The sequence below is a fragment of the Cellulosimicrobium sp. CUA-896 genome (assembly GCF_001942335.1).
Lineage (GTDB): Bacteria > Actinomycetota > Actinomycetes > Actinomycetales > Cellulomonadaceae > Cellulosimicrobium.
The window spans coordinates 44,383-69,134 of record NZ_MKKH01000022.1 but is presented as its reverse complement, the minus strand read 5'-3'; the positions used below and the strand labels follow the sequence as shown (position 1 = coordinate 69,134).

Below are 24,752 nucleotides of genomic sequence, written 5' to 3'. Positions count from 1 at the left end.
TGCCCGCCGGCCTCGGCCCGGGCACGGCCGCGACGCTCCCGCGAGACGAAGGTGTGAGATACCGGTGACCCACGTGACCGACCCCGACGCCCCCGCCCAGGCCGCCCCGACGGGGTCCGCGAACGCCGCCGGCACCGCGGTCGGCACCGCCAAGGTCAAGCGCGGCATGGCGGAGATGCTCAAGGGCGGCGTCATCATGGACGTCGTGACGCCCGAGCAGGCGAAGATCGCCGAGGACGCCGGGGCCGTCGCCGTCATGGCGCTCGAGCGCGTCCCGGCCGACATCCGGGCGCAGGGCGGCGTGTCGCGCATGTCCGACCCGGACATGGTCGACGGCATCATCGAGGCCGTGTCGATCCCGGTCATGGCCAAGGCCCGGATCGGGCACTTCGTCGAGGCCCAGGTCCTGCAGTCGCTCGGCGTGGACTACGTCGACGAGTCCGAGGTGCTCACGCCCGCGGACTACGCGAACCACATCGACAAGTGGCAGTTCACCGTGCCGTTCGTGTGCGGCGCGACGAACCTCGGAGAGGCCCTGCGCCGCATCACCGAGGGCGCGGCGATGATCCGCTCCAAGGGCGAGGCGGGGACGGGCGACGTCTCCAACGCCACGACGCACATGCGCACCATCCGCGCCGAGATCCGCCGGCTCACGTCGCTGCCCGAGGACGAGCTGTTCGTCGCGGCCAAGGAGCTGCAGGCGCCGTACGAGCTCGTGCGCGAGGTCGCGGCCACGGGCACGCTGCCCGTCGTGATGTTCACCGCCGGGGGCATCGCCACGCCGGCGGACGCCGCGATGATGATGCAGCTCGGCGCCGAGGGCGTCTTCGTGGGCTCCGGCATCTTCAAGTCCGGCAACCCGGAGCAGCGCGCGTCCGCGATCGTCAAGGCCACCACCTTCTTCGACGACCCCGACGTCGTCGCCAAGGTGTCGCGCGGCCTCGGCGAGGCGATGGTCGGCATCAACGTCGACGACATCCCCGTGCCGCACCGCCTGGCCGAGCGCGGCTGGTGACCCGCACCCCCGAGCGCCCTGTCGGGTGACCCCGTGACGCGCGACGACCGTGCGCCGTCGTCCCTGGGCCCCGACTGGGTGCTCGGGGGCGACGGGCTCTACTTCCGCCGCGGCGCGCGCGTCGTCCTGCTCGACGACGCCGACCGCGTGCTGCTCGTGCGCGGTCACGACGTCGACCAGCCGGAGCGGTCGTGGTGGTTCACCGTCGGGGGCGGGATCGACGACGGCGAGAGCGACCTCGACGCCGCGGTCCGCGAGGTCCGCGAGGAGACCGGCATCGTCCTCGACCCCGCCGCGCTGGTCGGCCCCGTCTGCACCCGCAGCGCGATCTTCGACTTCTACCGCCAGCACTGCCGCCAGGACGAGGTCTTCTACCTCGCCCGGCTGCACGGTCCCGTGCTCGCCGGCCACGAGCTGAGCCGCGACGGCTGGACCGACGTCGAGGCCGACGTCGTCGACGAGCTGCGGTGGTGGTCCCTCGACGACCTCGCCCGCGTCGACATCGAGGTCTTCCCCGAGGGGCTCGCGGACCTCGTGCGCCCCCTCCTGGCCGGCTGGGACGGCGTCACCCGGCACCTCGGGCTCGCCCACGAGCACTGAGCTCTCGCGCCTGCGGCGTCGGCGGCACCCGCCGCCCGACGTATCATCACCCCTCGTGACCATCACGATCGGAGTCCTCGCCCTCCAGGGGGACGTGCGCGAGCACCTCGCCGCGCTCGAGAGCGCCGGGGCGCGGGCCGTGACCGTGCGCCGCCCCGAGGAGCTCGCCCGCGTCGACGGGCTCGTGCTCCCGGGCGGGGAGTCGACGACCATCGACAAGCTGCTGCGCGTCTTCGAGCTGCACGACCCGCTGCGCGAGCGCATCGCCGCGGGGCTGCCCGTCTACGGCTCGTGCGCCGGCATGATCCTCCTCGCGGACCGGATCCTCGCCGGCACGGCCGACCAGCGGACCGTCGGCGGGCTCGACGTGACCGTGCGCCGCAACGCCTTCGGCCGCAGGTCGACTCCTTCGAGACCGACCTGCCGTTCTCCGGCCTGCCCGGGGACGACCCGGCGGTGCACGCCGTGTTCATCCGCGCGCCGTGGGTCGAGGAGGCCGGGCCGGGGGTCGAGGTGCTCGCCCGCATCCCCGACGCGGGCAGGCCCGGCATCCCGGCGGCCGCCGCCGGTAGGATCGTCGCAGTCCAGCAGGGATCGCTGCTCGCCACCTCGTTCCACCCGGAGATCTCCGGGGACACGCGCGTGCACGAGCTGTTCGTCGAGATCGCGAAGGGGTAAGTACGCATGTCCGGGCACTCCAAGTGGGCCACGACCAAGCACAAGAAGGCCGCGATCGACGCCAAGCGCGGCAAGCTCTTCGCGAAGCTCATTAAGAACATCGAGGTGGCCGCCCGCACCGGCGGCGGCGACCCCACGGGCAACCCGACGCTCTTCGACGCCATCCAGAAGGCGAAGAAGTCGTCGGTGCCCAACGACAACATCGACCGCGCCGTCAAGCGCGGCTCCGGCGAGGGCGCCGACGCCGTCGACTACCAGACGATCATGTACGAGGGCTACGGGACCAACGGCATCGCCGTGCTCGTCGAGTGCCTCACCGACAACAAGAACCGCGCCGCGGCCGAGGTCCGCACCGCGTTCTCCCGCAACGGCGGCAGCCTCGCCGACCCGGGCTCGGTGTCCTACCTGTTCTCGCGCAAGGGCCTCGTCGTCGTGCCGAAGTCCGACGGCGTCACCGAGGACGACGTCATGCTGGCCGCGCTCGACGCGGGCGCGAGGAGGTGTCCGACGCGGGCGAGGTCATCGAGGTGCTGTGCGAGGCGACCGACCTCGTCGCCGTGCGCACCGCCATCCAGGACGCCGGCCTCGAGTACGACTCCGCCGACTCCGTGTGGCACCCGTCCATGCAGGTCGAGGTCGACGCCGACGGCGCGCGCAAGATCCTGCGGCTCATCGACGCGCTCGAGGACAGCGACGACGTGCAGAACGTCTACGCGAACTTCGACGCGTCGGACGAGGTGATGGCGGAGCTCGAGAACGACGACTGACGTCTCGCTCGACCGGTACCTGGCTCGACCCACGTCGTGGTCGGTAGGCCGGACGGGCGGGGTGCGCGCGGTCTACCATCCGCGCCCTCGTTCCTCGGGCGCTCCCGCCAGGCCCGCCACGACCGCGCGCACCCCGCCCGCCCGTCCCCGCGTCCGGCGGGCGGTCGGCCCGGAGCCGCGTCGTCTCGTCGGTCCCGCCGCGTGCCTCGACGGATGTGGCGGCAGGTCGTGAAAGGCTGACCGCGTGCGCGTGCTCGGAGTGGACCCTGGACTGACCCGGTGCGGGGTGGGTGTCGTGGACTCCCTGCCGGGGCGGCGGGCCGAGATGGTGGCCGTCGGGGTGCTGCGGTCCGACCCCGAGACGAGCGTGGACCTGCGCCTGCTGCGCATCGCCGAGAGGCTCGACGCGTGGCTCGACGAGCACGTGCCGGACGTCGTCGCCGTCGAGCGGGTGTTCGCGCAGCACAACGTCGGGACCGTCATGGGGACGGCGCAGGTCGCCGGGCTCGCGATGGTCGGCGCCGCGCGTCGCGGGGTCCCCGTGGCCCTGCACACGCCGTCCGAGGTGAAGGCTGCCGTGACCGGCAGCGGGCGCGCGGGCAAGGAGCAGGTGCAGCGCATGGTCGCCGGCATCCTCGGGCTCGGCGAGCTGCCCCGCCCCGCCGACGCCGCCGACGCCCTCGCGCTCGCGATCTGCCACCTGTGGCGTCCGGCGGGCGCGCTGCAGGGCGGCGAGCGGCACGAGCTGACGCCCGCGCAGCGCGCGTGGGCGGCCGCCGAGCGCACCGCCCGCACGCGCACCCGCGCGCCGCGGTAGACCTGGTCCCTGCCGGGGTCGCCGTGAGCGGCGCGCGGGTGTCGGTCGGTCGCGGTGTCCGGGCGCGTTGCTAGAGTGGCGCCCCGTCGTACGGGTGTTCGAGCCTGAGCAGGAGGAACCGGAGTGATCGCCTCGTTGAGCGGGACCGTGTCGAGCGTGCGCCTCGACCGGGCGGTGCTCGAGGTCGGGGGAGTCGGGTACCTCGTGCACGCCACCCCGGCGACGCTCGCCACCCTGCGCGTCGGGGAGGACGCGCGGCTCGCGACGAGCATGGTCGTGCGCGAGGACTCCCTGACGCTCTACGGGTTCGCCGACGACGACGAGCGCTCGGTCTTCGAGACCGTCCAGACCGTCAGCGGCGTCGGGCCGCGCCTTGCGCTGGCGATGCTCGCCGTGCACACGCCCGACGCCCTGCGGCGCGCCGTCGCCGGCCCGGACATCCCCGCCCTGGTGCGCGTGCCCGGCATCGGGACCAAGGGCGCGCAGCGCATCGCCCTCGAGCTCGGCGACAAGCTGGGCGCGCCCACGGTCGCCGACCCTGCCGCGGACGCGGCCGCGCCGGCGGCGCACCCGGCCGACGACAAGCGCGACCAGGTGGTCGAGGCGCTCGTCGGGCTCGGCTGGAACGTCAAGGCCGCCGACGACGCCGTCGCGACCGTGCTGGCGCAGGCCGGCGTCGACGTCGTGGAGGCGGCCGACGTCGCCGGCGCACTGCGAGCGGCGCTGCGCGTGCTCGGCGGGCAGCGGGGCTGACGATGGCGACCTTCGACCGTGTCGGCCTGGGCGACGGCGACCCCGGGGACGACGGCTTCACCTCCGAACGGATCGTCGCCGCGGGCGCGGACGACCTCGAGCGCGCCGCCGAGGCCGCGCTGCGCCCGCGCCGGCTCGAGGAGTTCGTGGGCCAGCGCGTCGTGCGCGACCAGCTCTCGCTCGTGCTCCAGGCCGCGCTCGCCCGCGGCGCGGCACCCGACCACGTGCTGCTGTCCGGGCCGCCCGGGCTCGGCAAGACGACGCTCGCGATGATCATCGCCGCCGAGCTGGGGACGTCGCTGCGCGTCACGTCCGGGCCGGCCATCCAGCACGCGGGCGACCTCGCCGCGGTGCTGTCCTCCCTGGAGGAGGGCGAGGTGCTGTTCATCGACGAGATCCACCGCCTCGCGCGCCCCGCCGAGGAGCTGCTGTACATGGCGATGGAGGACTTCCGGGTCGACGTCGTCGTCGGCAAGGGGGCCGGCGCCAGCGCGATCCCGCTGAGCCTGCCGCCCTTCACCGCGGTGGGCGCGACGACACGCGCGGGCCTGCTGCCCGCCCCGCTGCGCGACCGGTTCGGCTTCACCGGGCACCTCGACTTCTACTCCGGCGACGAGCTCGAGAGCGTGCTCGTGCGCTCGGCCGGTCTGCTCGGGGTCGCGCTCGACGTCGACGCCGCGCACGAGATCGCCGGACGGTCGCGCGGCACGCCGCGCATCGCGAACCGCCTCCTGCGCCGGGTCCGCGACTGGGCCCAGGTCCGCGGCGACGGGAGCCTCGACCTGCGCGCCGCGCGCGCGGCCCTCGAGGTGTACGAGGTGGACCCCATCGGCCTCGACCGCCTCGACCGCGCCGTCCTCACCGCACTGTGCACGCGCTTCAACGGCGGTCCCGTCGGGCTCACGACGCTGGCGGTCACCGTCGGCGAGGAGGCCGAGACGGTCGAGACGGTGGCCGAGCCGTACCTCGTGCGCGAGGGGCTCGTGGGGCGCACGCCGCGGGGCCGCGTCGCGACGCCGGCCGCCTGGGCGCACCTGGGCCTGACGCCGCCGCGCGAGGGCGGCACGCTGTTCGACGCCTGACGCCCGAGATCGGTCCGCATCGTGACCGCGGTCACAGCGGGTGGGGCGAGGGGCCTAGACTGGTCGGATCGGCGCGGGGAACTCCACGGACGGACGGCTCGTTGGTGAACCGTGCGCGCGCGCCTAGACTGCCGCGCAGACCCCGACGAACAGGACACGTGAGACCCCGTCATGGATATCAGCTTCATCCTCATCCTCGCCCTCGCGGCGGGGGCGATGTTCCTCATGACCAGCCGCACCCGCAAGCAGCAGCGCGAGGCCCAGAGCTTCCGGTCCAACCTGCGCCGGGCCAGGAGGTCATGACGGGCTCCGGCCTCTTCGGCACCATCGTCGACGTCGACGAGGAGAAGGACATCATCACGATCGAGTCCACGCCGGGCAGCCGCACCCGCTGGCTGCGCGCGGCCATCGCCAAGCGCGTGGACGAGCCGGTCGAGGAGACCACGGCGGAGGACGACGGGGTGGACGCCGAGGACACGGCGACGGCGGGGACGAGCGCCGCGTACGGCACGGCTCCCGGCGCCGCGGCCCCCGCCCCGTCGACGCGCGACGGCGACGACCTCGTCGTCCCGGACGACCTGTCCGGCCTGGAGGCCGACAAGGAGCGGGACCGCCGCGACGAGGGCACCGACAGCAAGTGACCATCCACCGGTCGCCGCGGCGACCGGTCTGACGCGGTGGGCCCGCGCGGGCCCACCGCACGCGCACGGGAAGAGACGGACAGTTGGCCACCAGCAGCACACGAGCGAGGCCCGTGCGGTCCCTCGTCATCCTGGGCGTCCTCGTGATCGCCCTCTTCGGCAGCCTCTTCGCAGGGACGAAGCTCGCCCCGCAGACGGAGGAGAACCCCGGCGGGGCCAGCCTCACGCCGGGTCTCGCGCTCGACCTCGAGGGCGGTACGCAGATCATCCTCGAGCCCGTCACGACCGACGGGTCGGAGGTGACGACGGAGTCGATCGGCGAGGCGATCAACGTGATCCGCCAGCGCATCGACGCGCAGGGCGTCTCCGAGGCCGAGATCACGCGCCAGGGTGACCGCAACATCGTCGTCGGCATCCCGGGCGAGCCCAGCCAGGAGACGATCGACCTCGTCAGCCGTTCCGCGCAGATGCGGTTCCGGCCGGTCCTCGCGGTGGCGGCGCCGACGCCGACCGCGACCGAGGACGCCGCCGCGGAGGGCGAGACCCCGGAGGCCGACGCCTCGGCCCAGGGTGACGCCGCCGCCGAGGGGGACCCCTCGGCCGAGGCTCCCGCCGAGGGCGAGGCGCCCGCGGACGAGGCGACGGACGCGCCGGGCGACGGCGAGGCGACCGACGGCGAGGCGACCACCCGACCGGAGAACCCGAGCGACCTGTCGCAGATCACGCCGGAGCTGCAGGCGCAGTTCGACGCGCTCGACTGCACGGCGCCCGAGAACCTCGTGGGCGGCCAGAGCGGCCCGACGGACAGCGCGTTCGTCGCGTGCTCCGCGGACGGGCTGGCGAAGTACATCCTCGGCCCGGTCGAGGTCGAGGGCACGGACATCGCGAACGCGAGCTCGGGCCTCGGCGTGAGCCAGTCCGGCGCCGTGACGAACGAGTGGGTCGTCAACCTCGAGTTCGACGGCGAGGGCACCGACGCCTTCCGCGAGGTGACGACCCGCCTGACGTCGCTGCCGTCGCCGCAGAACCAGTTCGCGATGGTGCTCGACGGCCTCGTCATCTCCGCGCCGGTCTCGCAGGTGCCGATCCCCAACGGCCAGGCGGAGATCTCCGGCACGTTCACGCGCGACAGCGCCGCGACGCTCGCCAACCAGCTGAACTTCGGCTCGTTGCCCCTCACCTTCGAGGTGCAGAGCCAGGAGCAGATCTCCGCGACGCTCGGCTCGGAGCAGCTCCAGAAGGGACTGCTCGCCGGCGCCATCGGCATGCTGCTCGTGGTGGTCTACTCGCTGCTGCAGTACCGCGTGCTCGGTCTCGTCACCGTCGCGTCCCTCGGCATCGCGGCCGTGCTCGCGTACGGCGTCATCACCGTGCTGTCGTGGACGATCGGCTACCGCCTGTCGCTGGCCGGCGTCGCGGGCCTCATCGTCGCGATCGGCATCACCGCGGACTCGTTCATCGTGTACTTCGAGCGCGTGCGTGACGAGCTGCGCGACGGCCGCACGCTGAACTCCGCGGTCGAGAAGGGCTGGCAGCGCGCACGGCGCACCATCCTCGCGTCCGACGCGGTCAACTTCTGCGCCGCGATCGTGCTCTACTTCCTCGCCGTCGGCGGGGTGCGCGGATTCGCCTTCACCCTCGGGCTCACGACGCTCATCGACGTCCTCGTCGTGTTCCTGTTCACGCACCCGCTGCTCCAGCTGCTGGCCCGGACGCGCTTCTTCGCGAACGCACCCGTGGTCGGGTCTCGACCCGCGCCGGCTCGGCGCGCGCAGCCTCCGGTACGCCGGGCGCGGGCGCGTCGTCGCGCCGGGCGACGCCGCGTCCGGGCCCGGCCCGGACGAGGAGCCCGGAGCGCCGGCCGACCGCGACGAGCCCGCCCCGGAGCGCGAGCGCGTGAGCGCCGGCGTGGGGGCCGGGACCGGCGACGGCCCGCGCATGACGATCGCGGAGCGGCGCGCGGCCCAGCGGCGGGCCGCGGCGACCGCCGCCGACGACCAGCCGTCCGGCGCCTCGGCGACCGACGGCGAGAACGAGGAGAAGCACTGATGGCCACGGGTTTCGCCCAGTGGGGCAACGACCTCTACACGGGGCGCCGGTCGTACGCGATCGTCGGTCGTCGCAAGCGCTACTTCGTGGCGGCGGTCGTCGCCGTCGTCCTCTCGCTCGCCATCGTCGGCGTGCGCGTCGCGGGCGGCGGTCTCAACCTCGGCATCGAGTTCCGCGGCGGCTCCGAGCTGACCGTCTCGAGCGTCGCCGACACGTCGCAGGAGCCGGCTGCCGCGGCGGTGCAGGCGATCGCCCCCGACGAGGTGCCGCGCATCTCGTCCGTGGGCGACGACACGGTCCGCGTCCAGACCTCCCAGCTGACCAACGACCAGGTCCAGGACCTGCGGCTGGAGCTCGCGGACGCGTACGGCGTCGACGCGGGCGAGGTGACGAGCGCGTTCATCGGCCCGGCGTGGGGGCAGGACGTCACCCAGAAGGCGCTGATCGGGCTCGTCGTGTTCCTCCTGCTCGTCAGCCTGGTCATGACGGTGTACTTCCGGAACTGGCGCATGGCACTGGCGGCGATCATCGCCCTGTTCCACGACCTGATCGTGACGATCGGCATCTACGCGCTCGTCGGGTGGGAGATCACCCCGGCCACCGTCATCGGCGTGCTGACGATCCTCGCGTACTCGATCTACGACACGGTCGTGGTGTTCGACAAGGTCCGGGAGAACACCACCGGGATCCTCGACCAGACGCGCAGCACGTACGCGGAGCGGGCGAACCTCGCCGTCAACCAGACGATGGTGCGCTCGATCAACACGTCGGTCGTCGCGCTGCTGCCCGTGGCCGCGATCCTGTTCATCGGGGCGTTCCTCTTCGGGGCCGGGACGCTGCGCGACATCGCGCTGGCACTGTTCGTCGGCATGGCGGTCGGCGCGTACTCGTCGATCTTCCTCGCGACGCCGCTCGAGGTCACGCTCCGCGAGCGCGAGCCCGCGATCGCGGAGCACACCCGCACGGTGCTCGACCAGCGCGCGGACCGCGTCGCCGACCTCGGCGAGGCAGGCTCGGACGACGCCGTCCTCGCCGCGGCCGGGGTCGAGGGGCACCGGCAGCTCCAGCCCGGTTCGCACCTGGGCAACAAGGCGCAGCCGCGCCGTCGGCGCCCTCGATGACGGCTGCCGAGCGCCCCCACCTCGAGGCCGACGGCGTGCGCGCCGTCGGCCTCGACGGGCTCGGGCCGCAGCGCGCGGCCAGGATCCTCTCGCTCGTGCGGTCGGTCCCGGACTACCCGGAGCCCGGGGTCCTGTTCCGCGACATCACGGGTCTGCTGGCCGACGGCGACGCCTTCCGTCACGTCGTCGAGTCCCTCGGCGACGTAGCGCGCGCTCTCGACGGCGTCGACGTCGTCGCGGGCCTCGAGGCGCGGGGCTTCCTGCTCGGCGCCCCGCTCGCGACGCATCTCGGGGTCGGCTTCGTCCCGCTGCGCAAGGCGGGCAAGCTGCCCCCGCCGACCGACACCGTCACGTACGACCTCGAGTACGGCACGGCGACGATCGAGCTCCGCTCGGGAACACTGGAGCCCGGTTCGCGCGTTCTGCTGGTCGACGACGTGCTCGCCACCGGTGGGACGGCGGCCGCGGGAGCGGCGCTGGTCGAGCGGAGCGGTGGTGTCGTCGTCGGGACGGCGTTCCTGCTCGAGCTCGGCGGGCTCGGCGGGCGCGAGCGCCTCGCGGGACGCGAGGTGACCGCGCTCCTGCACGTGGGGTCGTAGGATTGCCACTCCGCGGGAACGGCCCACGGCACGAAGAGGGAGGCGCGCATGAGCGAGGAGACCCGCACGGCGCGCGCGCCCGCAGGCCCGGCGCCGACGGGCAGCGGCGGCGGTGCCCCCACCGGTAGCCGGGGCGTGCGGTCCCGGCTCGTCCGGTTCGGCACCCGGACGGGCGGCGGCGGGAGCCCCGCGCTCGAGCCGCTGCTCCAGGCGGTGCGGACCAACCACCCGCGGTCCGACCTGTCGGTCGTCGAGCGCGCCTACGGCACCGCCGAGCGCGCGCACCGGGGCCAGCTCCGCAAGAGCGGGGACCCGTACATCACGCACCCCGTGGCCGTCGCGACGATCCTCGCCGAGCTCGGGTTCGACGCCTCGACCCTCGCGGCGGCGCTGCTGCACGACACGGTCGAGGACACCGCCTACTCCCTGGACCAGCTGCGCACCGAGTACGGCGACGAGATCGCCATGCTCGTGGACGGCGTCACCAAGCTCGACAAGGTGACGTACGGGGACGCCGCCCAGGCGGAGACCGTGCGCAAGATGGTGGTCGCGATGGCGCGCGACATCCGCGTGCTGGTCATCAAGCTCGCCGACCGCCTGCACAACGCCCGCACGTGGAAGTACGTGTCGTCGTCGTCCGCCGAGCGCAAGGCCCGCGAGACGCTCGAGATCTACGCGCCCCTCGCGCACCGGCTCGGCATGAACACGATCAAGTGGGAGCTCGAGGACCTGTCGTTCCAGGCCCTGTACCCCAAGGTGTACGACGAGATCGTGCACCTCGTCGCCGAGCGCGCGCCCGCGCGCGAGGAGTACCTCGCGGTCGTGCGCGAGCAGGTGACGGCCGACCTGCGCAGCGCCAAGATCCGCGCGACGGTGACGGGCCGGCCGAAGCACTACTACTCGATCTACCAGAAGATGATCGTGCGCGGTCACGACTTCGCGGAGATCTACGACCTCGTCGGTGCGCGCGTCCTCGTGGACAGCGTCCGGGACTGCTACGCGGCTCTCGGCGCCCTGCACGCGCGGTGGAACCCTGTGCCCGGGCGGTTCAAGGACTACATCGCGATGCCGAAGTTCAACATGTACCAGTCGTTGCACACGACGGTGATCGGTCCCGGCGGCAAGCCGTCGAGATCCAGATCCGCACGCACGACATGCACCGGCGGGCGGAGTACGGCGTCGCGGCGCACTGGAAGTACAAGGAGACCGCGAAGTCCGGCGGCAGGACCGACAAGGGCGACGCCGCGGCCAACGACATGCGGTGGCTGCGCCAGCTCGTCGACTGGCAGCGCGAGACGGCCGACCCGTCGGAGTTCCTCGACTCGCTGCGGTTCGAGATCGGCGGCGCCGAGGTCTACGTCTTCACGCCGAAGGGCGAAGTCATGGCGCTGCCCGCGGGGTCGACGCCGGTCGACTTCGCCTACGCCGTGCACACCGAGGTCGGGCACCGGACCATGGGCGCGCGCGCAACGGGCGCCTCGTCCCGCTCGACTCGACGCTGGAGAACGGCGACGCCGTCGACGTGCTGACGTCGAAGTCGGAGAACGCCGGACCCAGCCGGGACTGGCTCGCGTTCGTCAAGAGCCCCCGCGCGCGCAACAAGATCCGCCAGTGGTTCTCCAAGGAACGCCGCGAGGAGGCGGTCGAGCACGGCAAGGACGCGATCGCGAAGGCGATGCGCAAGCAGAACCTGCCGATCCAGCGCCTGCTGTCCCACGAGTCCCTCGTCGCGCTCGCGAACGAGATGCGCTACGCCGACGTCACGGCGCTCTACGCGGCGATCGGCGAGGGCCAGGCGTCCGCCGCGAACGTCGTGTCCAAGCTCGTCCAGTCGATGGGCGGCGAGGAGGGGACGGTCGAGGACCTCGCCGAGACCGCCCGGCCGGGCCAGACGGCGCGTCGCGTGCGCACGGGCGACCCCGGCGTCATGGTCAAGGGCGTCGAGGACATCTGGGTCAAGCTCGCCAAGTGCTGCACCCCGGTGCCCGGCGACGAGATCATCGGGTTCGTCACCCGCGGCCAGGGCGTGAGCGTGCACCGCGCCGACTGCGGGAACGTCGTGGGTCTGCGCACCCAGCCCGAGCGCATCGTCGACGTCGCGTGGACCACGGGCAGCAACACAATGTTCCTCGTCCAGATCCAGGTCGAGGCGCTCGACCGGGCGCGCCTGCTCTCGGACGTCACGCGCGTCCTGTCCGACCATCACGTGAACATCCTGTCGGCGACCGTCTCCACCTCGAACGACCGTGTGGCGCTCTCGCGCTTCGTCTTCGAGATGGCGGAGCCGGGCACCTCGCGCAGGTCCTCAGCGCGGTCCGCAAGGTCGACGGCGTGTTCGACGTCTACCGCATCACCGGGTCGCGGGCGGAGCAGGCGCCGCCGCTGCCGGCCTGACCCGGGCGGCGTCGCCGTCGGGCGGCCGTGGGTCCCCGGTGGCAGCATCGGGCGCATGGACCTGCCCGTGATGCCGCCCGTGCTGCCCATGCTCGCCAAGTCGGTCCCCGACGTGCCCGAGCCGGACGCCGTGGCGGGCGGCTACGTCTACGAGCCAAGTGGGACGGGTTCCGGGCGATCGTCTTCCGCGACGGCGACGAGGTGCGTCTCGACAGCCGCAACGCGCGCCCGATGGAGCGGTACTTCCCGGAGCTGGTGGACGCGGTCCGCGCCGCGCTGCCGCCGCGGTGCGTGGTCGACGGCGAGATCGTTGTCGCGCAGGGCGGGCGGCTGGAGTTCGAGGTGCTCCAGCAGCGCATCCACCCGGCCGCGTCCCGGGTGCGGCTGCTCGCCGAGGAGACGCCCGCGAGCCTCGTCGTCTTCGACGTCCTGGCGCTCGGCGACGACGACCTCACCGGTGAGCCGCTCGCGCGCCGCCAGGAGGCGCTCGACACCCTCGGTCTCGACGGTCCGCAGGTGCACGCGACGCCGCGCACGGGCGACGTCGACGTGGCGCGCGAGTGGTTCGACACGTTCGAGGGGGCCGGCCTCGACGGTGTGGTCGCCAAGCCGCTCGACGGCCGCTACCAGCCGAACAAGCGCGCGATGGTCAAGGTCAAGCACGGGCGCGACGCCGACGTGGTGCTCGCCGGGTACCGGCTGCACAAGACCTCGACCGCCGCGAAGCCCCTGCTCGGCTCGCTGCTGCTCGGGCTCTACGACGACGCGGACCAGCTGCAGTTCGTCGGTGTCGCCGCGTCGTTCCCCGCCGCGCGGCGCGCCGCCCTGGTCGACGAGCTCGCGCCGCTCGTCGTCGAGCCCGGGTCTCCGCAGGCGGACGCCCACCCGTGGGCGGGCTGGGAGAACCCGGCCGCCGAGACGGGCGACCGCAGGCCCGGCGCCCAGTCGCGCTGGAGCGCGGGCAAGGACCTGTCGTTCACGCCGTTGCGACCCGAGCGCGTGCTGGAGGTCGCCTACGACCACATGGAGGGCACGCGCTTCCGCCACACCGCGCAGTTCCGGCGCTGGCGCGAGGACCGCGAGCCGCGCTCGTGCACGTACGAGCAGCTCGAGGAGCCGGTGCGCTACGACCTCGGTGGGCTGCTGCCCGGCGCGCCGGGCGTCTGACCCGGCGCCGGCCCGTCGGCGGGCCTGCCGCCGCCGGCGTCGCTCAGGTCCCGGGCACCGGGGTCGGTCGCGGTCCTTGCTCGGCTGCACCCGCTTGGGCTCGCCGGGCATCTTCGGGTACTCCGGGGGGTAGGGCAGGTCGCCGAGCCCGTGCTCGGCCTCGTCGCGGCGCGAGAGCTCCAGGGCGGGCTCGAGCGAGGCACCGGGGTCGTCGCGGTCAGCGCGCAGCGGCGCGAACAGGTCGCCGACCTCGGCGAACCGGGCCGCATCGTCAGCACGTCGAAGTCGTCGGGATGGACGTCGCCGAGCTCGTCCCAGCGCAGCGGGGCCGAGACCGTGGCCCGCTGGTTCGCGCGGATCGAGTAGGCCGACGCGATGGTGCGGTCGCGCGCCATCTGGTTGTAGTCGACGAAGATCTTCGCGCCGCGCTCCTCCTTCCACCACTTCGTCGTGACGCGGTCCGGCATCCGCCGCTCGAGCTCGCGTCCGATCGCGATCGTCGCCCGGCGCGCGGCGACGAAGTCCCACTCCGGCGCGATCGGCACGAACACGTGGATCCCGCGCCCGCCCGACGTCTTGGGGTGACCGGGCAGCCCGAGCTCGTCGAGGAGCTCGCGCAGGTGCGGGGCGACGCGCACGGCGTCGTCGAAGTCGGTGCCAGGCTGCGGGTCGAGGTCGATCCGCAGCTGGTCGACCGCCTCGACGTCCTCGCCGCGCACCGGCCACGGGTGGAACGTCAGGGTCCCGAGGTTCGCGGCCCACGCGACGACGGCGAGCTCGGTGGGGCACACCTCGTCCGCGGTGCGCCCGCTCGGGAACGCGATCCGCGCCGTGCGCACGTAGTCCGGCGCGCCCTTCGGGATGCGCTTCTGGTAGAAGGCGTCACCGCTGTTGTCGGTGCGCGTGCTCATCCGGGCACCCTCGAACACGCCCTTCGGCCACCGTTCGAGCGTCGTGGGCCGGTCGACGAGCGCACCGAGGACGCCGTCCCCGACGGACAGGAAGTACTCGACGACGTCGAGCTTGGTGACCCCCCGCGCGGGGAACACGACGCGGTCGGGGCTCGTCACCCGGACGGTGTGTCCTTGGACGTCGAGCTCCACCGGCGGCGTCGTGGCAGCGGCCATGGCGACCAACCTAGCCCGGGTGGCCCTCCGCGGCGAGCAGGCGGGCGAGCACGATGCGTGCCCGGTCGCGCCCCGCCCAGCGGTAGCGCAGCTCGAGCGCGCGCGACACCGCTGCGAGGTCGAGACCACGGGCGTCGCGCAGCCGCCCGAGCAGCGTGGCCGCGTGGTCGGCGTCGCAACGGCTCGCGACGTCGAGCGCGGTGCGCCGCGGGTCCGTCACGCGCACGCCCGCGACGAGCTCGGTCTCGGATGCCAGCAGGGCGGCCTGGCGCGGGACCCGGCCGTGCCGCGGGGCAGGGCGGTGCGCCCCCGGGGGGTACACGACCTCGAGGCGCGGCGGCGGCGGGCCTCCGCACAGCACCCAGGCGGCGCTGGCCCCGGCGACGACGCACGACGGCGGGACGTCGTCGCGCACCGCGAGCGCGCGCAGCGTCGGCGTGACGGGCACGCGGGCCGGCGCGGCGACGCCGTCCCGGACGGCGACGAGCGAACCCCGACGCAGCAGCTCCTGGTACGCGCCCGCGCCCCCGACGTCCGCCGGGCGCACGAGCAGCCCGACCTCGGTGTCGCGCGGCGCGAGCAGGCGGTCCAGCGGCGGGTAGACGGTCACGCCCCTACAGTGCCGCACACCGCGCGGCACGAGGAAGGGGCCGGCGCCCGCCTGTGGACGAGCGCCGGCCCCGGGACACCGGTCACGGCATGTCTCAGCCGCGCGAGTCCTCCGCCGCGCGCACGACCTGCTCGAGCCACGCCCGCCGGGCGGTGAGCGCGGTCTCGAGCTCGGCCACGGTCCGCGAGTCGCCGCGGTCGCGGGCCGCGGCGAGGTCCGCCTCGAGCGCGGCGATCGCCGACTCGAGCTGGGCCGCGGCGCCCTCCGCGCGGGCGCGCGTCTCCGGGTTCGACCGCGTCCACTGCGCCTGCTCGGCGTCGCGCACCGCGTTCTCGACCGCGCGCAGACGGCCCTCGACGCGCTGGAGGTCGCCGCGCGGGACGCGGCCGGCCTCCTCCCAGCGCTCCTGGATGTCGCGCAACGCGTTCTTCGCCGCCGCGAGGTCCTTGACCGGCACGAGCGCCTCCGCCTCGGTCAGCAGCGCCTCCTTGACCTCGAGGTTGGCGGCGTACTCCGCGTCGGTGGCCGAGTTCGCGGCGTCGCGCGCCTGGAAGAACGTGTCCTGCGCGGCGCGGAACCGCGCCCAGAGCGCGTCGTCGTCCTTGCGGCTCGCGCGGCCCGCCGCCTTCCAGCGGGTCATGAGGTCGCGGTAGGCGCCGGCGGTGGGGCCCCAGTCCGTGCTCGACGACAGCGACTCCGCCTCCTCGACCAGCTTCTCCTTGGCCGCCTTGGCGGCGGAGTTGCGCTGCTCGAGCTCGGCGAAGTAGTGGCGGCGCTCGCGGTCGAACGCGGTGCGCGCGTGGCTGAACCGCTTCCACAGCGCCTCCTCGCTCGCGCGGTCGATGCGCGGGCCGGAACGCTGCGCCTCCTTCCAGCGCTCGAGCAGGGCGCGCAGCTCCTCGCCGGCGGGTCGCCACTGCATGCGCGCGGGGTCCGTCGCCGCGATCTTCTCGGCGGCCTCGATGATCTCGGTGCGCGCGGCGAGGGCGGCGGCCTTGGCGGAGGCGCGCTCGGACTCGATCAGGGCGCGCCGCTCGGCGGCGACGCCGCGCAGACGCTCGACCTGGGTGCGCAGGGCGTCGAGATCGCCCACGGCCGACGGCTCGGCGGTCTCCTCGCCGAGGCGCGAGAGCGTCTGGTCGATCTCCCGCACGGACAGGTCGGTCGCGGTGAGCCGCGACTCGAACAGGGCGACCTTCGCCTGCAGGTCGAGGTAGCGGCGCACGTAGAGCGTGAGGGCCTCGTCGGCGTCGACGCCGGGGAACTGCCCGACGGCGCGCTCGCCGGCCTCCTCGCGCACGTACACGGTGCCGTCCGCGTCGACGCGCCCGAACCCGGCCGCGGCCCTCGCCGCCGCGGAGTCGTCCGCGAGGGCCGGGACGGCCGGGACCTCGGGCGCGCAGCGGCCGGGGCGGCTGACCCGGGCGCCGCGGCGGGTGCGGGCCGGCGCGGCGGGTGGGGGACCGCCGAGGGCTTGGGCCGCGGTCCGGGCCGCGGCGCTGCGGCGGGTGCCGCGGCGGGAGCTGCGTCCTGGACCTCGGGAGCGGCAGCGGGCGCAGGAGCGGGGTCCTGGGGCTCGGCCGGCTCGGCGGGCTCGGCCGGCTCGGCGGGCTCGGCCGGTTCGGCGGGCTCGGTGCTCGTGCCGGCGGCGGTCGCCCGGTCTCCGGCTCGGTGCTCGTGCCGGCGGCGGTCGCCCCGGTCTCCGGCTCGGTCGCCTCCGTCCCGGTGGTCTCCACCTCGCTCGTCTCCACCTCGCTCGTCTCGACCCGTTCGGTCGCGTCCGCCTGCGCGGGCTCCGCGGCCGGGACGCTCGCCTCGTGGTTCGCGGGATCGCTCACTGGGTCTCAACTCCTTCGATGGTGACCGGGGTGGCGGGGGATCCGTCGCCGGATCCGTCCACCGTCCCCGCGTCAGCGACTGCCTGGACGACGTCCAGGCCGGACGTGATGGTGCCGAACACCGTGTAACCACCCGCCGCGTCGGACGGGATGGTCGAGTCCTCGTAGACGAGGAAGAACTGGGAGCCCATCGACTCGGCGTCACCGCCCTGCCGGGCCATCGCGACCGTGCCGGCCGGGTAGACGTCGTCGGCCGGGGCGTTCTCGATCGGGCCGAAGCCGTACCCGGGGCCGCCGGTGCCCGTGGCGGTCGGGTCCCCGCACTGCAGGACGAAGATCCCGGACGTCGTCAGGCGGTGGCAGCGGGTGTCGTCGAAGTAGCCCGCGTCGGCGAGAGCGACGAAGCTCGCGACGGCCTGCGGCGCGGCGGCGCCGTCGAGGCTCAGCGTCAGGTCGCCGGCGCTCGTCGTCACGGTGGAGGTCCACTCGCGCCCCTCGGCCGCCGACGGCGGGGGCAGCGTGTACTGGCCGGGCGTGGCGTCGGCGCGCGGGGCGGGCTGCCCCGCCGGGTCGGTCCCCGTGTCGGGGTCCTGCGCCGCGGACAGCGCCCACCAGACCGCGACGCCGACGAGCGCGAGGGCGACGACGACGCCGACGAGGGTCCAGGTGCGCTGACGCCGTGCCCGGAGCTGGGCGACGTGGCGCTCCCACTTCTCCTCGCGGCGGCGTGCCTGCTCCCGCTCCTTGTTCTTCGTCGACACCCCAGCTCCTTCGTCGTCCGCCGTGGCGGCGCGCGTGCGCGACCGCGGTCAACCCGCGGTCGGTACCGGACAGTCTAGGCACCGCCCACGCGATCCCCCCGTGGTTTCGGGCCCCGGAGGTCACGGTCCGGTATCGACCGGTGCTGGACGGGGCAACCGGAGGGCTAGGCTCGGCGGTCGTGGACGAGCACGCGGACGAGCACGTGGACGGCGGCCCGGTCGGGGACGACGAGCGGGCGGCGGGCGGCTCGGCCGCCGTCGCGGTGCACGTGGTCGTGGCCCCGGTCTTCGGCACGAACTGCGCGGTCGTCGTGCTCCCCGAGGGCGAGTGCGTCGTCGTGGACGCCGGGGCGGGCGTCGCGGACCGGGTGGTCGCGCTCGTGGAGCGCGAGGGGCTCGTGCCGCGCGCGGTCCTCGCGACGCACGGGCACGTGGACCACACGTGGGACGCCGCCGTGGTGTGCGAGCGCCTGGGGGTCCCGCTGCTGCTGCACGAGGCGGAGGCGTACCGGCTCGCGGACCCGTTCGGCACCATCGAGATCCCGGAGCGGGGCGCGGGCGCGGCGACCGGCCTCGTGTCCGGGCCGCTCGGCGCGGCGCTGCGCGACGCCGGCGCCCGGCCGGAGGACTACCGCGAGCCCGCCGACGTGCGAACGTTCGACGGCGCGCCCGGTGCGACGGTCCCGCTCGGCACCCCCGCCCTGCGCGCGGTGCCGGCCCCGGGGCACACCGAGGGATCGAGCCTCTACCTCGTGGGGGAGCCGGCCGCCGGCGTCGTGCTGAGCGGCGACGTGCTGTTCGCCGGGTCCGTGGGCCGCACCGACCTGCCCGGCGGGGACGGCGCGACGATGGCTCGGACGCTGCGGGACGTCGTCGGGCGCCTGGACCCGCGGTGGGACGTGCTCCCCGGCCACGGCCCCGCCACGACCGTCGCCCGCGAGCTCGCGGGCAACCCGTACCTGGCGCGCGGCTGACCGACGGAGCCGACGCCGCGGGGGTCGCCACGCGACCGCGATTGCCCCGCCCGGCGGCCGGTCTGGAAAGATCGGGTCCCATGGCCAGGCCCACACCCCTCTCCGGTTTCCCCGAATGGCTCCCCGACGGGCGCGTCGTCGAGCAGCACGTCCTCGACACGCTGCGCCGCACGTTCGAGCTGCACGGGTTCGCGGGGATCGAGACGCGGGCCGTCGAGCCGCTCGACCAGCTCCTGCGCAAGGGCGAGACGTCCAAGGAGGTGTACGTCCTGCGCCGGCTCCAGGAGGAGCCGGGGGAGGGCGACGACGGCCGCAGCGGCCGACCGGACAAGCAGCTCGGCCTCCACTTCGACCTCACCGTGCCGTTCGCGCGCTACGTGCTGGAGAACGCCGGGCACCTCACGTTCCCGTTCAAGCGGTACCAGATCCAGAAGGTCTGGCGCGGCGAGCGCCCCCAGGACGGCCGCTTCCGCGAGTTCGCCCAGGCCGACATCGACGTCGTCGGCGCGGGTGAGCTGCCGTACCACTTCGAGGTCGAGCTGCCGCTCGTCATGGCCGAGGCGCTGGGCGCCCTGCGGGACGTCGGCGTGCCGCAGGTCCGCGTGCTCGTCAACAACCGGCGCGTCGCCGAGGGGTTCTACCGCGGCCTCGGGCTCGACGCGGTCGACGACGTGCTGCGCCAGATCGACAAGCTGGACAAGGTCGGCCCGCAGACGGTCGCCGAGCTCCTCGTCGCCGAGGCCGGAGCGACGCCGGAGCAGGCCGACGCCTGCCTCGCGCTCGCGTCGATCAGCGGCTCGGACACCTCGGTCGTCGACCGGGTGCGGGCGCTCGCGGCCGAGCACGGCGTGACGAGCGAGCTCATGGACACGGGCCTCGCCGAGCTCGCGGCCGTCGTCGAGGCGGCGAGCGTGCGGCGCCCGGCGTGGTCGTCGCCGACCTGAAGATCGCGCGCGGCCTGGACTACTACACGGGCTCGGTCTACGAGACGGTGCTCGTCGGCCACGAGCAGCTCGGCTCGATCTGCTCCGGCGGCCGCTACGACACCCTCGCGTCCGACGGCGCGACGACGTACCCGGGCGTCGGGCTGTCGATCGGGGTCTCGCGCCTCGTGTCGCGACTGCTGTCGGCGGGCCTCGTGCGTGCGACGCGGTCCGTGCCCAGCGCCGTGGTCGTCGCCGTGACCAGCGAGGAGACGCGGCCGGCGTCCGACGCCGTGGCCACGGCCCTGCGCGCGCGGGGGATCCCCGTGGAGGTCGCACCCAGCGCCGCGAAGTTCGGCAAGCAGATCCGCTACGCGGACCGGCGCGGCATCCCGTTCGTCTGGTTCCCGGGCGGGACGGGCGAGGACGGCGCCCCCGAGCCGGACCAGGTCAAGGACATCCGCTCGGGCGAGCAGGTGGACGCCGACCCGGCGACGTGGGAGCCGCCGGCCGAGGACTGGTGGCCGCGGGCGGTCCCCGCCGGGGCATGACGGCGCGGGACGCGGCGGCACCGCCGAGGGGCGCTGCTTGACTCGCTCTCGAACACCTGTTCGAATGCTGTCGTGCGATGGGACGGCCAGGCGATCGGTGCGGACGACGGCGCGCTCCCGGGTCTGGAGCGCGCCGGGCTCGTGCGCAGCGTGCGCACGCCCGAGTTCGCGGGGATCACGTTCCACGAGGTGACGGCGAAGAGCGCGCTGTCGAAGGTCCCCGCGATGTCGCGGATGCCGTTCCGCTGGACGATCAACCCGTACCGCGGCTGCAGCCACGCGTGCTCCTACTGCCTGGACCCGGCGACGCCCGTGCTCCTCGCGGACGGGACGCACCGGCCCGTCGGCGAGCTGCGCGTCGGCGACGAGATCGTCGGGACGCAGTCGCACGGGCACTACCGCCGCTACGTCCGCACCCGGGTGCTCGACCGGTGGACCACGCGCAAGCGGGCCTACCGCGTGTCGCTCGCCGACGGGACGCGACTCGTGGCGAGCAGCGACCACCGGTTCCTCACCGAACGCGGCTGGCGCTACGTCGTCGGCGGCGCGGGGCGACGTGAGCACCTCGCGCTCGGCGACGTGCTCGTCGGGCCGGGCCGCCGCGCCACGCACGGCCCCACCGACGGCGAGGCCGCCCTCCTCGGGCAGGACGTCACCGGTGGTGGCGCGCTGCGGGTCGAGGCGCTCGAGGCCCTGGGCGGCGCGGACGACCTCGTCGAGCTCGTCGACATCACGACGGGGACCCGCGACTTCGTCGCCGACGGGGTCGTGAGCCACAACTGCTTCGCCCGGCCCACGCACCGGTACCTCGACCTCGACGCGGGGGCGGACTTCGACCGCGAGGTCGTCGTCAAGTTCAACGTGGACGAGGTGCTCCGCGCGGAGCTGTCGAGGAGGAGCTGGGCGCGCGAGGCGGTCGCGCTCGGCACGAACACCGACCCCTACCAGCGCGCCGAGGGCCGGTACCGGCTCATGCCCGGGATCATCACGGCGCTCGCGGACTCCGGCACACCGCTGTCGGTCCTGACCAAGGGCACGCTGCTGCGCCGCGACCTGCCGCTGCTCGCGGACGCGGCGACGCGCGTCGAGGTCGGCGTGGGCGTGTCGCTCGCGCTGCTCGACCCGGAGCTGCAGGCGTCGGTCGAGCCCGGGACGCCGACGCCCCGCGCGCGGCTCGACCTGATCCGGGAGATCCGCGCCGCCGGCCTGCCGTGCGGCGTCATGGTCGCCCCCGTGCTGCCCTGGCTCACCGACTCCACCCGCGCGCTGACCGCGCTCCTCGACGCCGTGCGCGACGCGGGAGCGACCGGCGTCACCGTCCTGCCGCTCCACCTCAAGCCGGGCACGCGCGAGTGGTTCATGTCCTGGCTCGCGCGCGAGCACCCCCGACTCGTCCCCGGGTACGAGCGCGTCTACGGCCGCGGCACCTACGCGTCGAAGGCCTACCGCTCCTGGCTGTGGGACCGCGTGCGGCCGATGCTCGAGGCGCGCGGATTCGGCGTGTCGGGCCACCGCGGGCCCGCCGGGGTCGAGGGTCGCTACCGCCGCGGCGAGCTCGGAGGCCTGGGCGACGGCGGTCCACCCGTCGACGGGGCGTATCCCCGCGGCAGCCTCACCGGGTCTGCGTCGCCGGCCGGCCCCGGCGCACCGCCGGCGCAGCACCCCGGCGCGCTCGCAGGCATGCCCGTCGACGGCGGCGGGCTCGACGTCGCCGGGGCCGGCGTCGAGCAGGTGCTCTTCTGAGGCTCGCCCGTCAGCCGTCCGCGAGGCGCGCAGGGAACCCGCCCGTGGCGACCGGCCCCCAGCGCGTGATCGTCACGCGCAGCAGGCACTTGCCCTGCGCCACCATCGCGGCGCGGTACTCGTCCCAGTCCGGGTGCTCGCCCGAGATCGCGCGGTAGTAGTCGACCAGAGGCTCGACGGCCTCCGGCAGCTCGATCACCTCGGCGGTCCCGTCGACCTGCACCCACGGGTCGGAGAAGCCCGGTCCGAGCGACAGCAGCGACGCCTGCGGGCGGCGGCGCAGGTTCACGGCCTTGGCCCGCTCCGGGTACGTGGACACGACGACGCGGCCCGCGTCGTCGACCCCGTACGTCACCGGGCTCAGCTGCGGCGAGCCGTCGGAGCGGGTGGTGACGAGCACGCCGTCGTGACGCGAGCGCAGCAGCTCGACGAGCTCCGGACGGTCGAGGCGGCGGGTGGTGGCGATCGTGCGCGGCACGGAGGTCTCCCTGGGTCGGGCGTGGACGGTCAGCGACTAGACTCGCACGGGCGCTCGACGCGCCCCACCCCACGCGACCCCTCGCACCCGGACCGTCGCACCACAGACCCTCGCCACGACATGGAAGGACGAACTCCGTGCTCCGCACCCACACGGCCGGCTCACTGCGGGCCGAGCACACCGGTCAGACCGTCACCCTCACGGGCTGGGTCGACCGTCGCCGCGATCACGGGGGAGTGGCCTTCATCGACCTGCGCGACGCGTCCGGCATCGCCCAGGTCGTCATCCGCGACGAGGCCGTCGCGCACCCGCTGCGCAGCGAGTTCGTGCTCCAGGTCACCGGCGAGGTCTCCCGCCGCCCCGAGGGCAACGAGAACCCGAACCTGCCCACGGGCGAGATCGAGGTCCTGGCGAGCGACGTCGTCGTGCTCAACACGTCCGACGCGCTGCCGTTCCAGGTCTCCACGGCGCTCGCGGACACCGAGACGATCGGCGAGGAGGCACGGCTCAGGCACCGCTACCTCGACCTACGCAGGCCTGCGCCGTCTGCTGCGATGCGCCTGCGCGCCAAGGTCAACCAGGCGGCGCGCCGCGTGCTCGACGCGGAGGACTTCGTCGAGGTCGAGACGCCGACGCTCACGCGCTCCACACCCGAGGCGCGCGCGACTTCCTCGTCCCCGCGCGCCTGTCCCCGGGCTCCTGGTACGCGCTGCCGCAGTCGCCGCAGCTGTTCAAGCAGCTGCTCATGGTCGCCGGCATGGAGCGCTACTACCAGATCGCACGCTGCTACCGCGACGAGGACTTCCGCGCCGACCGCCAGCCCGAGTTCACCCAGCTCGACGTCGAGATGAGCTTCGTCGAGCAGGACGACGTCATCGCGCTCGCCGAGAAGATCCTCGTGGCGCTCTGGGAGCTGATCGGCTACACGGTCCCGACGCCGATCCCGCGCATGACGTTCCACGACGCGATGCGCCTGTACGGCACCGACAAGCCCGACCTGCGCTTCGGCAACCCGCTCGTCGAGCTCACGGACTACTTCGCGGACACCCCGTTCCGCGTGTTCCAGGCTGAGTACGTCGGCGCCGTCGTCATGGCCGGCGGAGCCTCGCAGCCGCGCCGCCAGTTCGACGCGTGGCAGGAGTGGGCCAAGCAGCGCGGCGCCCGCGGTCTCGCGTACGTGACGTTCGGGGAGGACGGCACGCTCGGCGGCCCGGTCGCCAAGAACCTGTCCGACGCCGAGCGCGACGGGCTCCGCGAGGCCACCGGCGCCCAGCCCGGCGACGCGGTGTTCTTCGCCGCGGGGAAGACCTCCGAGTCGCGCGCGCTGCTCGGCGCGGCACGCCAGGAGATCGCCCACCGCACCGGCCAGGTCGACGAGGACGCGTGGGCCTTCGTCTGGGTCGTCGACGCCCCGCTGTTCAAGCCGACGGGCGAGGCCGCGAGCGAGGGCGACGTCGCGCTCGGCAGCTCCGCGTGGACGGCGGTGCACCACGCGTTCACCTCGCCGACGCCGGACTGGGTCGACACGTTCGAGTCCGACCCCGGCAGCGCGCTCGCGTACGCCTACGACATCGTGTGCAACGGCAACGAGATCGGCGGCGGGTCCATCCGTATCCACCGCCGCGACGTGCAGGAGCGCGTGTTCGAGGTCATGGGCATCGGCCCCGCGGAGGCCCAGGAGAAGTTCGGCTTCCTGCTCGACGCGTTCAAGTTCGGCGCCCCGCCGCACGGCGGCATCGCGTTCGGCTGGGACCGCATCGTCGCGCTGCTCACGCAGTCGGACTCCATCCGCGACGTCATCGCGTTCCCCAAGTCCGGTGGCGGCTACGACCCGCTCACGCAGCGCCCGCGCCGATCACGCCGGAGCAGCGCAAGGAGGCCGGCGTGGACGCGAAGCCCGCGCCCCCCGGCGAGCCGGGCAACCTCCCGGCTGCCGCAGCGGGCTGACCGCCGGCACCGCGCGCGAGGGCGCGCCGACCGCACCGGTCGGCGCGCCCTCGCGCGTCCCGGACGTCCCCGCGGCACGGGCCCGCCACCGGACCCGCCACCTCGAGCCGCGTCGCT

Annotated in this window: 15 protein-coding genes and 7 pseudogenes; 17 read left to right on the top strand and 5 right to left on the bottom strand. The window is 74.3% G+C overall.

Going from position 1 to position 24,752, the window contains the following annotated elements:
* Positions 1 to 73: 73 nt before the first annotated feature.
* From pdxS to BJF88_RS08545, 13 genes and pseudogenes are all read left to right on the top strand, one after another.
* Positions 74 to 1,015: a pyridoxal 5'-phosphate synthase lyase subunit PdxS gene (gene pdxS / locus BJF88_RS08605; protein ID WP_075828561.1), complete on the top strand. Its 942-nt coding sequence runs from the start codon at positions 74 to 76 to the stop codon at positions 1,013 to 1,015.
* 33 nt (positions 1,016 to 1,048) lie between these two features.
* Positions 1,049 to 1,615: an NUDIX hydrolase gene (locus tag BJF88_RS08600; RefSeq protein WP_187346209.1), complete on the top strand. Its 567-nt coding sequence runs from the start codon at positions 1,049 to 1,051 to the stop codon at positions 1,613 to 1,615.
* Positions 1,616 to 1,670: 55 nt separating this feature from the next.
* Positions 1,671 to 2,293, top strand: a pseudogene (pdxT, locus tag BJF88_RS08595) (pyridoxal 5'-phosphate synthase glutaminase subunit PdxT).
* Positions 2,294 to 2,299: 6 nt separating this feature from the next.
* A pseudogene (locus tag BJF88_RS08590) lies at positions 2,300 to 3,060 on the top strand (YebC/PmpR family DNA-binding transcriptional regulator).
* A 244-nt stretch (positions 3,061 to 3,304) separates the two neighbouring features.
* Positions 3,305 to 3,877, top strand: coding sequence for a crossover junction endodeoxyribonuclease RuvC (gene ruvC, locus BJF88_RS08585; RefSeq protein WP_075828505.1), 573 nt, complete (start codon positions 3,305 to 3,307; stop codon positions 3,875 to 3,877).
* 123 nt (positions 3,878 to 4,000) lie between these two features.
* Complete coding sequence (ruvA, locus tag BJF88_RS08580) at positions 4,001 to 4,630, top strand: Holliday junction branch migration protein RuvA (protein WP_075828504.1); 630 nt, start codon at positions 4,001 to 4,003, stop codon at positions 4,628 to 4,630.
* 2 nt (positions 4,631 to 4,632) lie between these two features.
* Positions 4,633 to 5,712, top strand: coding sequence for a Holliday junction branch migration DNA helicase RuvB (ruvB, locus tag BJF88_RS08575; RefSeq protein WP_075828503.1), 1,080 nt, complete (start codon positions 4,633 to 4,635; stop codon positions 5,710 to 5,712).
* A gap of 171 nt (positions 5,713 to 5,883) precedes the next feature.
* Complete coding sequence (locus BJF88_RS21840) at positions 5,884 to 6,015, top strand: preprotein translocase subunit YajC (protein WP_255371896.1); 132 nt, start codon at positions 5,884 to 5,886, stop codon at positions 6,013 to 6,015.
* Complete coding sequence (gene yajC / locus BJF88_RS08570) at positions 6,012 to 6,353, top strand: preprotein translocase subunit YajC (RefSeq protein WP_075828502.1); 342 nt, start codon at positions 6,012 to 6,014, stop codon at positions 6,351 to 6,353. The genes BJF88_RS21840 and yajC overlap by 4 nt, the downstream gene beginning before the upstream one ends.
* A 113-nt stretch (positions 6,354 to 6,466) precedes the next feature.
* Positions 6,467 to 9,523, top strand: coding sequence for a protein translocase subunit SecD (gene secD / locus BJF88_RS21835; RefSeq protein WP_255371895.1), 3,057 nt, complete (start codon positions 6,467 to 6,469; stop codon positions 9,521 to 9,523).
* On the top strand, positions 9,520 to 10,122 hold the full coding sequence (locus BJF88_RS08555; protein WP_075828500.1) for an adenine phosphoribosyltransferase: 603 nt from the start codon (positions 9,520 to 9,522) through the stop codon (positions 10,120 to 10,122). The genes secD and BJF88_RS08555 overlap by 4 nt, the downstream gene beginning before the upstream one ends.
* Before the next feature lie 48 nt (positions 10,123 to 10,170).
* Positions 10,171 to 12,516: pseudogene (locus BJF88_RS08550) on the top strand (bifunctional (p)ppGpp synthetase/guanosine-3',5'-bis(diphosphate) 3'-pyrophosphohydrolase).
* Positions 12,517 to 12,571: 55 nt separating this feature from the next.
* A pseudogene (locus BJF88_RS08545) lies at positions 12,572 to 13,683 on the top strand (ATP-dependent DNA ligase).
* A gap of 57 nt (positions 13,684 to 13,740) precedes the next feature.
* On the opposite strand, the pseudogene ligD reads toward BJF88_RS08545, so the two are convergent.
* The 4 genes and pseudogenes from ligD to BJF88_RS08525 form a co-directional block, all read right to left on the bottom strand.
* Positions 13,741 to 14,810 (bottom strand): annotated as a pseudogene (gene ligD, locus BJF88_RS08540) (non-homologous end-joining DNA ligase); the annotation flags it as partial.
* 10 nt (positions 14,811 to 14,820) lie between these two features.
* Positions 14,821 to 15,420, bottom strand: a complete 600-nt coding sequence (locus tag BJF88_RS08535; RefSeq protein WP_075828499.1) for a hypothetical protein — start codon at positions 15,418 to 15,420, stop codon at positions 14,821 to 14,823.
* A gap of 94 nt (positions 15,421 to 15,514) precedes the next feature.
* Complete coding sequence (locus BJF88_RS08530; protein ID WP_255371894.1) at positions 15,515 to 16,726, bottom strand: DUF349 domain-containing protein; 1,212 nt, start codon at positions 16,724 to 16,726, stop codon at positions 15,515 to 15,517.
* Between the two features lie 528 nt (positions 16,727 to 17,254).
* A complete protein-coding gene (locus BJF88_RS08525; protein WP_075828498.1) occupies positions 17,255 to 18,019 on the bottom strand; it encodes a peptidylprolyl isomerase in 765 nt (254 codons plus the stop codon).
* 179 nt (positions 18,020 to 18,198) lie between these two features.
* Between BJF88_RS08525 and BJF88_RS08520 the strand changes: the two genes are divergently transcribed.
* The 3 genes and pseudogenes from BJF88_RS08520 (at position 18,199) to BJF88_RS08510 (ending at position 22,210) form a co-directional block, all read left to right on the top strand.
* Complete coding sequence (locus tag BJF88_RS08520; protein WP_255371893.1) at positions 18,199 to 18,993, top strand: MBL fold metallo-hydrolase; 795 nt, start codon at positions 18,199 to 18,201, stop codon at positions 18,991 to 18,993.
* 80 nt (positions 18,994 to 19,073) lie between these two features.
* Positions 19,074 to 20,467 (top strand): annotated as a pseudogene (hisS, locus tag BJF88_RS08515) (histidine--tRNA ligase).
* Positions 20,468 to 20,539: 72 nt separating this feature from the next.
* Complete coding sequence (locus BJF88_RS08510) at positions 20,540 to 22,210, top strand: Rv2578c family radical SAM protein (RefSeq protein WP_075828497.1); 1,671 nt, start codon at positions 20,540 to 20,542, stop codon at positions 22,208 to 22,210.
* 10 nt (positions 22,211 to 22,220) lie between these two features.
* On the opposite strand, the gene BJF88_RS08505 is transcribed toward BJF88_RS08510, so the two are convergent.
* Positions 22,221 to 22,688, bottom strand: a complete 468-nt coding sequence (locus tag BJF88_RS08505) for a PPOX class F420-dependent oxidoreductase (RefSeq protein ID WP_075828496.1) — start codon at positions 22,686 to 22,688, stop codon at positions 22,221 to 22,223.
* Between the two features lie 137 nt (positions 22,689 to 22,825).
* Between BJF88_RS08505 and aspS the strand changes: the two are divergent.
* Positions 22,826 to 24,635: pseudogene (gene aspS, locus BJF88_RS08500) on the top strand (aspartate--tRNA ligase).
* The last annotated feature ends 117 nt before the right edge of the window (positions 24,636 to 24,752 follow it).

Bases quoted from the DNA above. Each gene is read 5' to 3' on its own strand.
- BJF88_RS21840 (WP_255371896.1), top strand. From the start codon at position 5,884: ATGGATATCAGCTTCATCCTCATCCTCGCCCTCGCGGCGGGGGCGATG.
- ruvB (WP_075828503.1), top strand. From the start codon at position 4,633: ATGGCGACCTTCGACCGTGTCGGCCTGGGCGACGGCGACCCCGGGGAC.
- yajC (WP_075828502.1), top strand. From the start codon at position 6,012: ATGACGGGCTCCGGCCTCTTCGGCACCATCGTCGACGTCGACGAGGAG.
- BJF88_RS08555 (WP_075828500.1), top strand. From the start codon at position 9,520: ATGACGGCTGCCGAGCGCCCCCACCTCGAGGCCGACGGCGTGCGCGCC.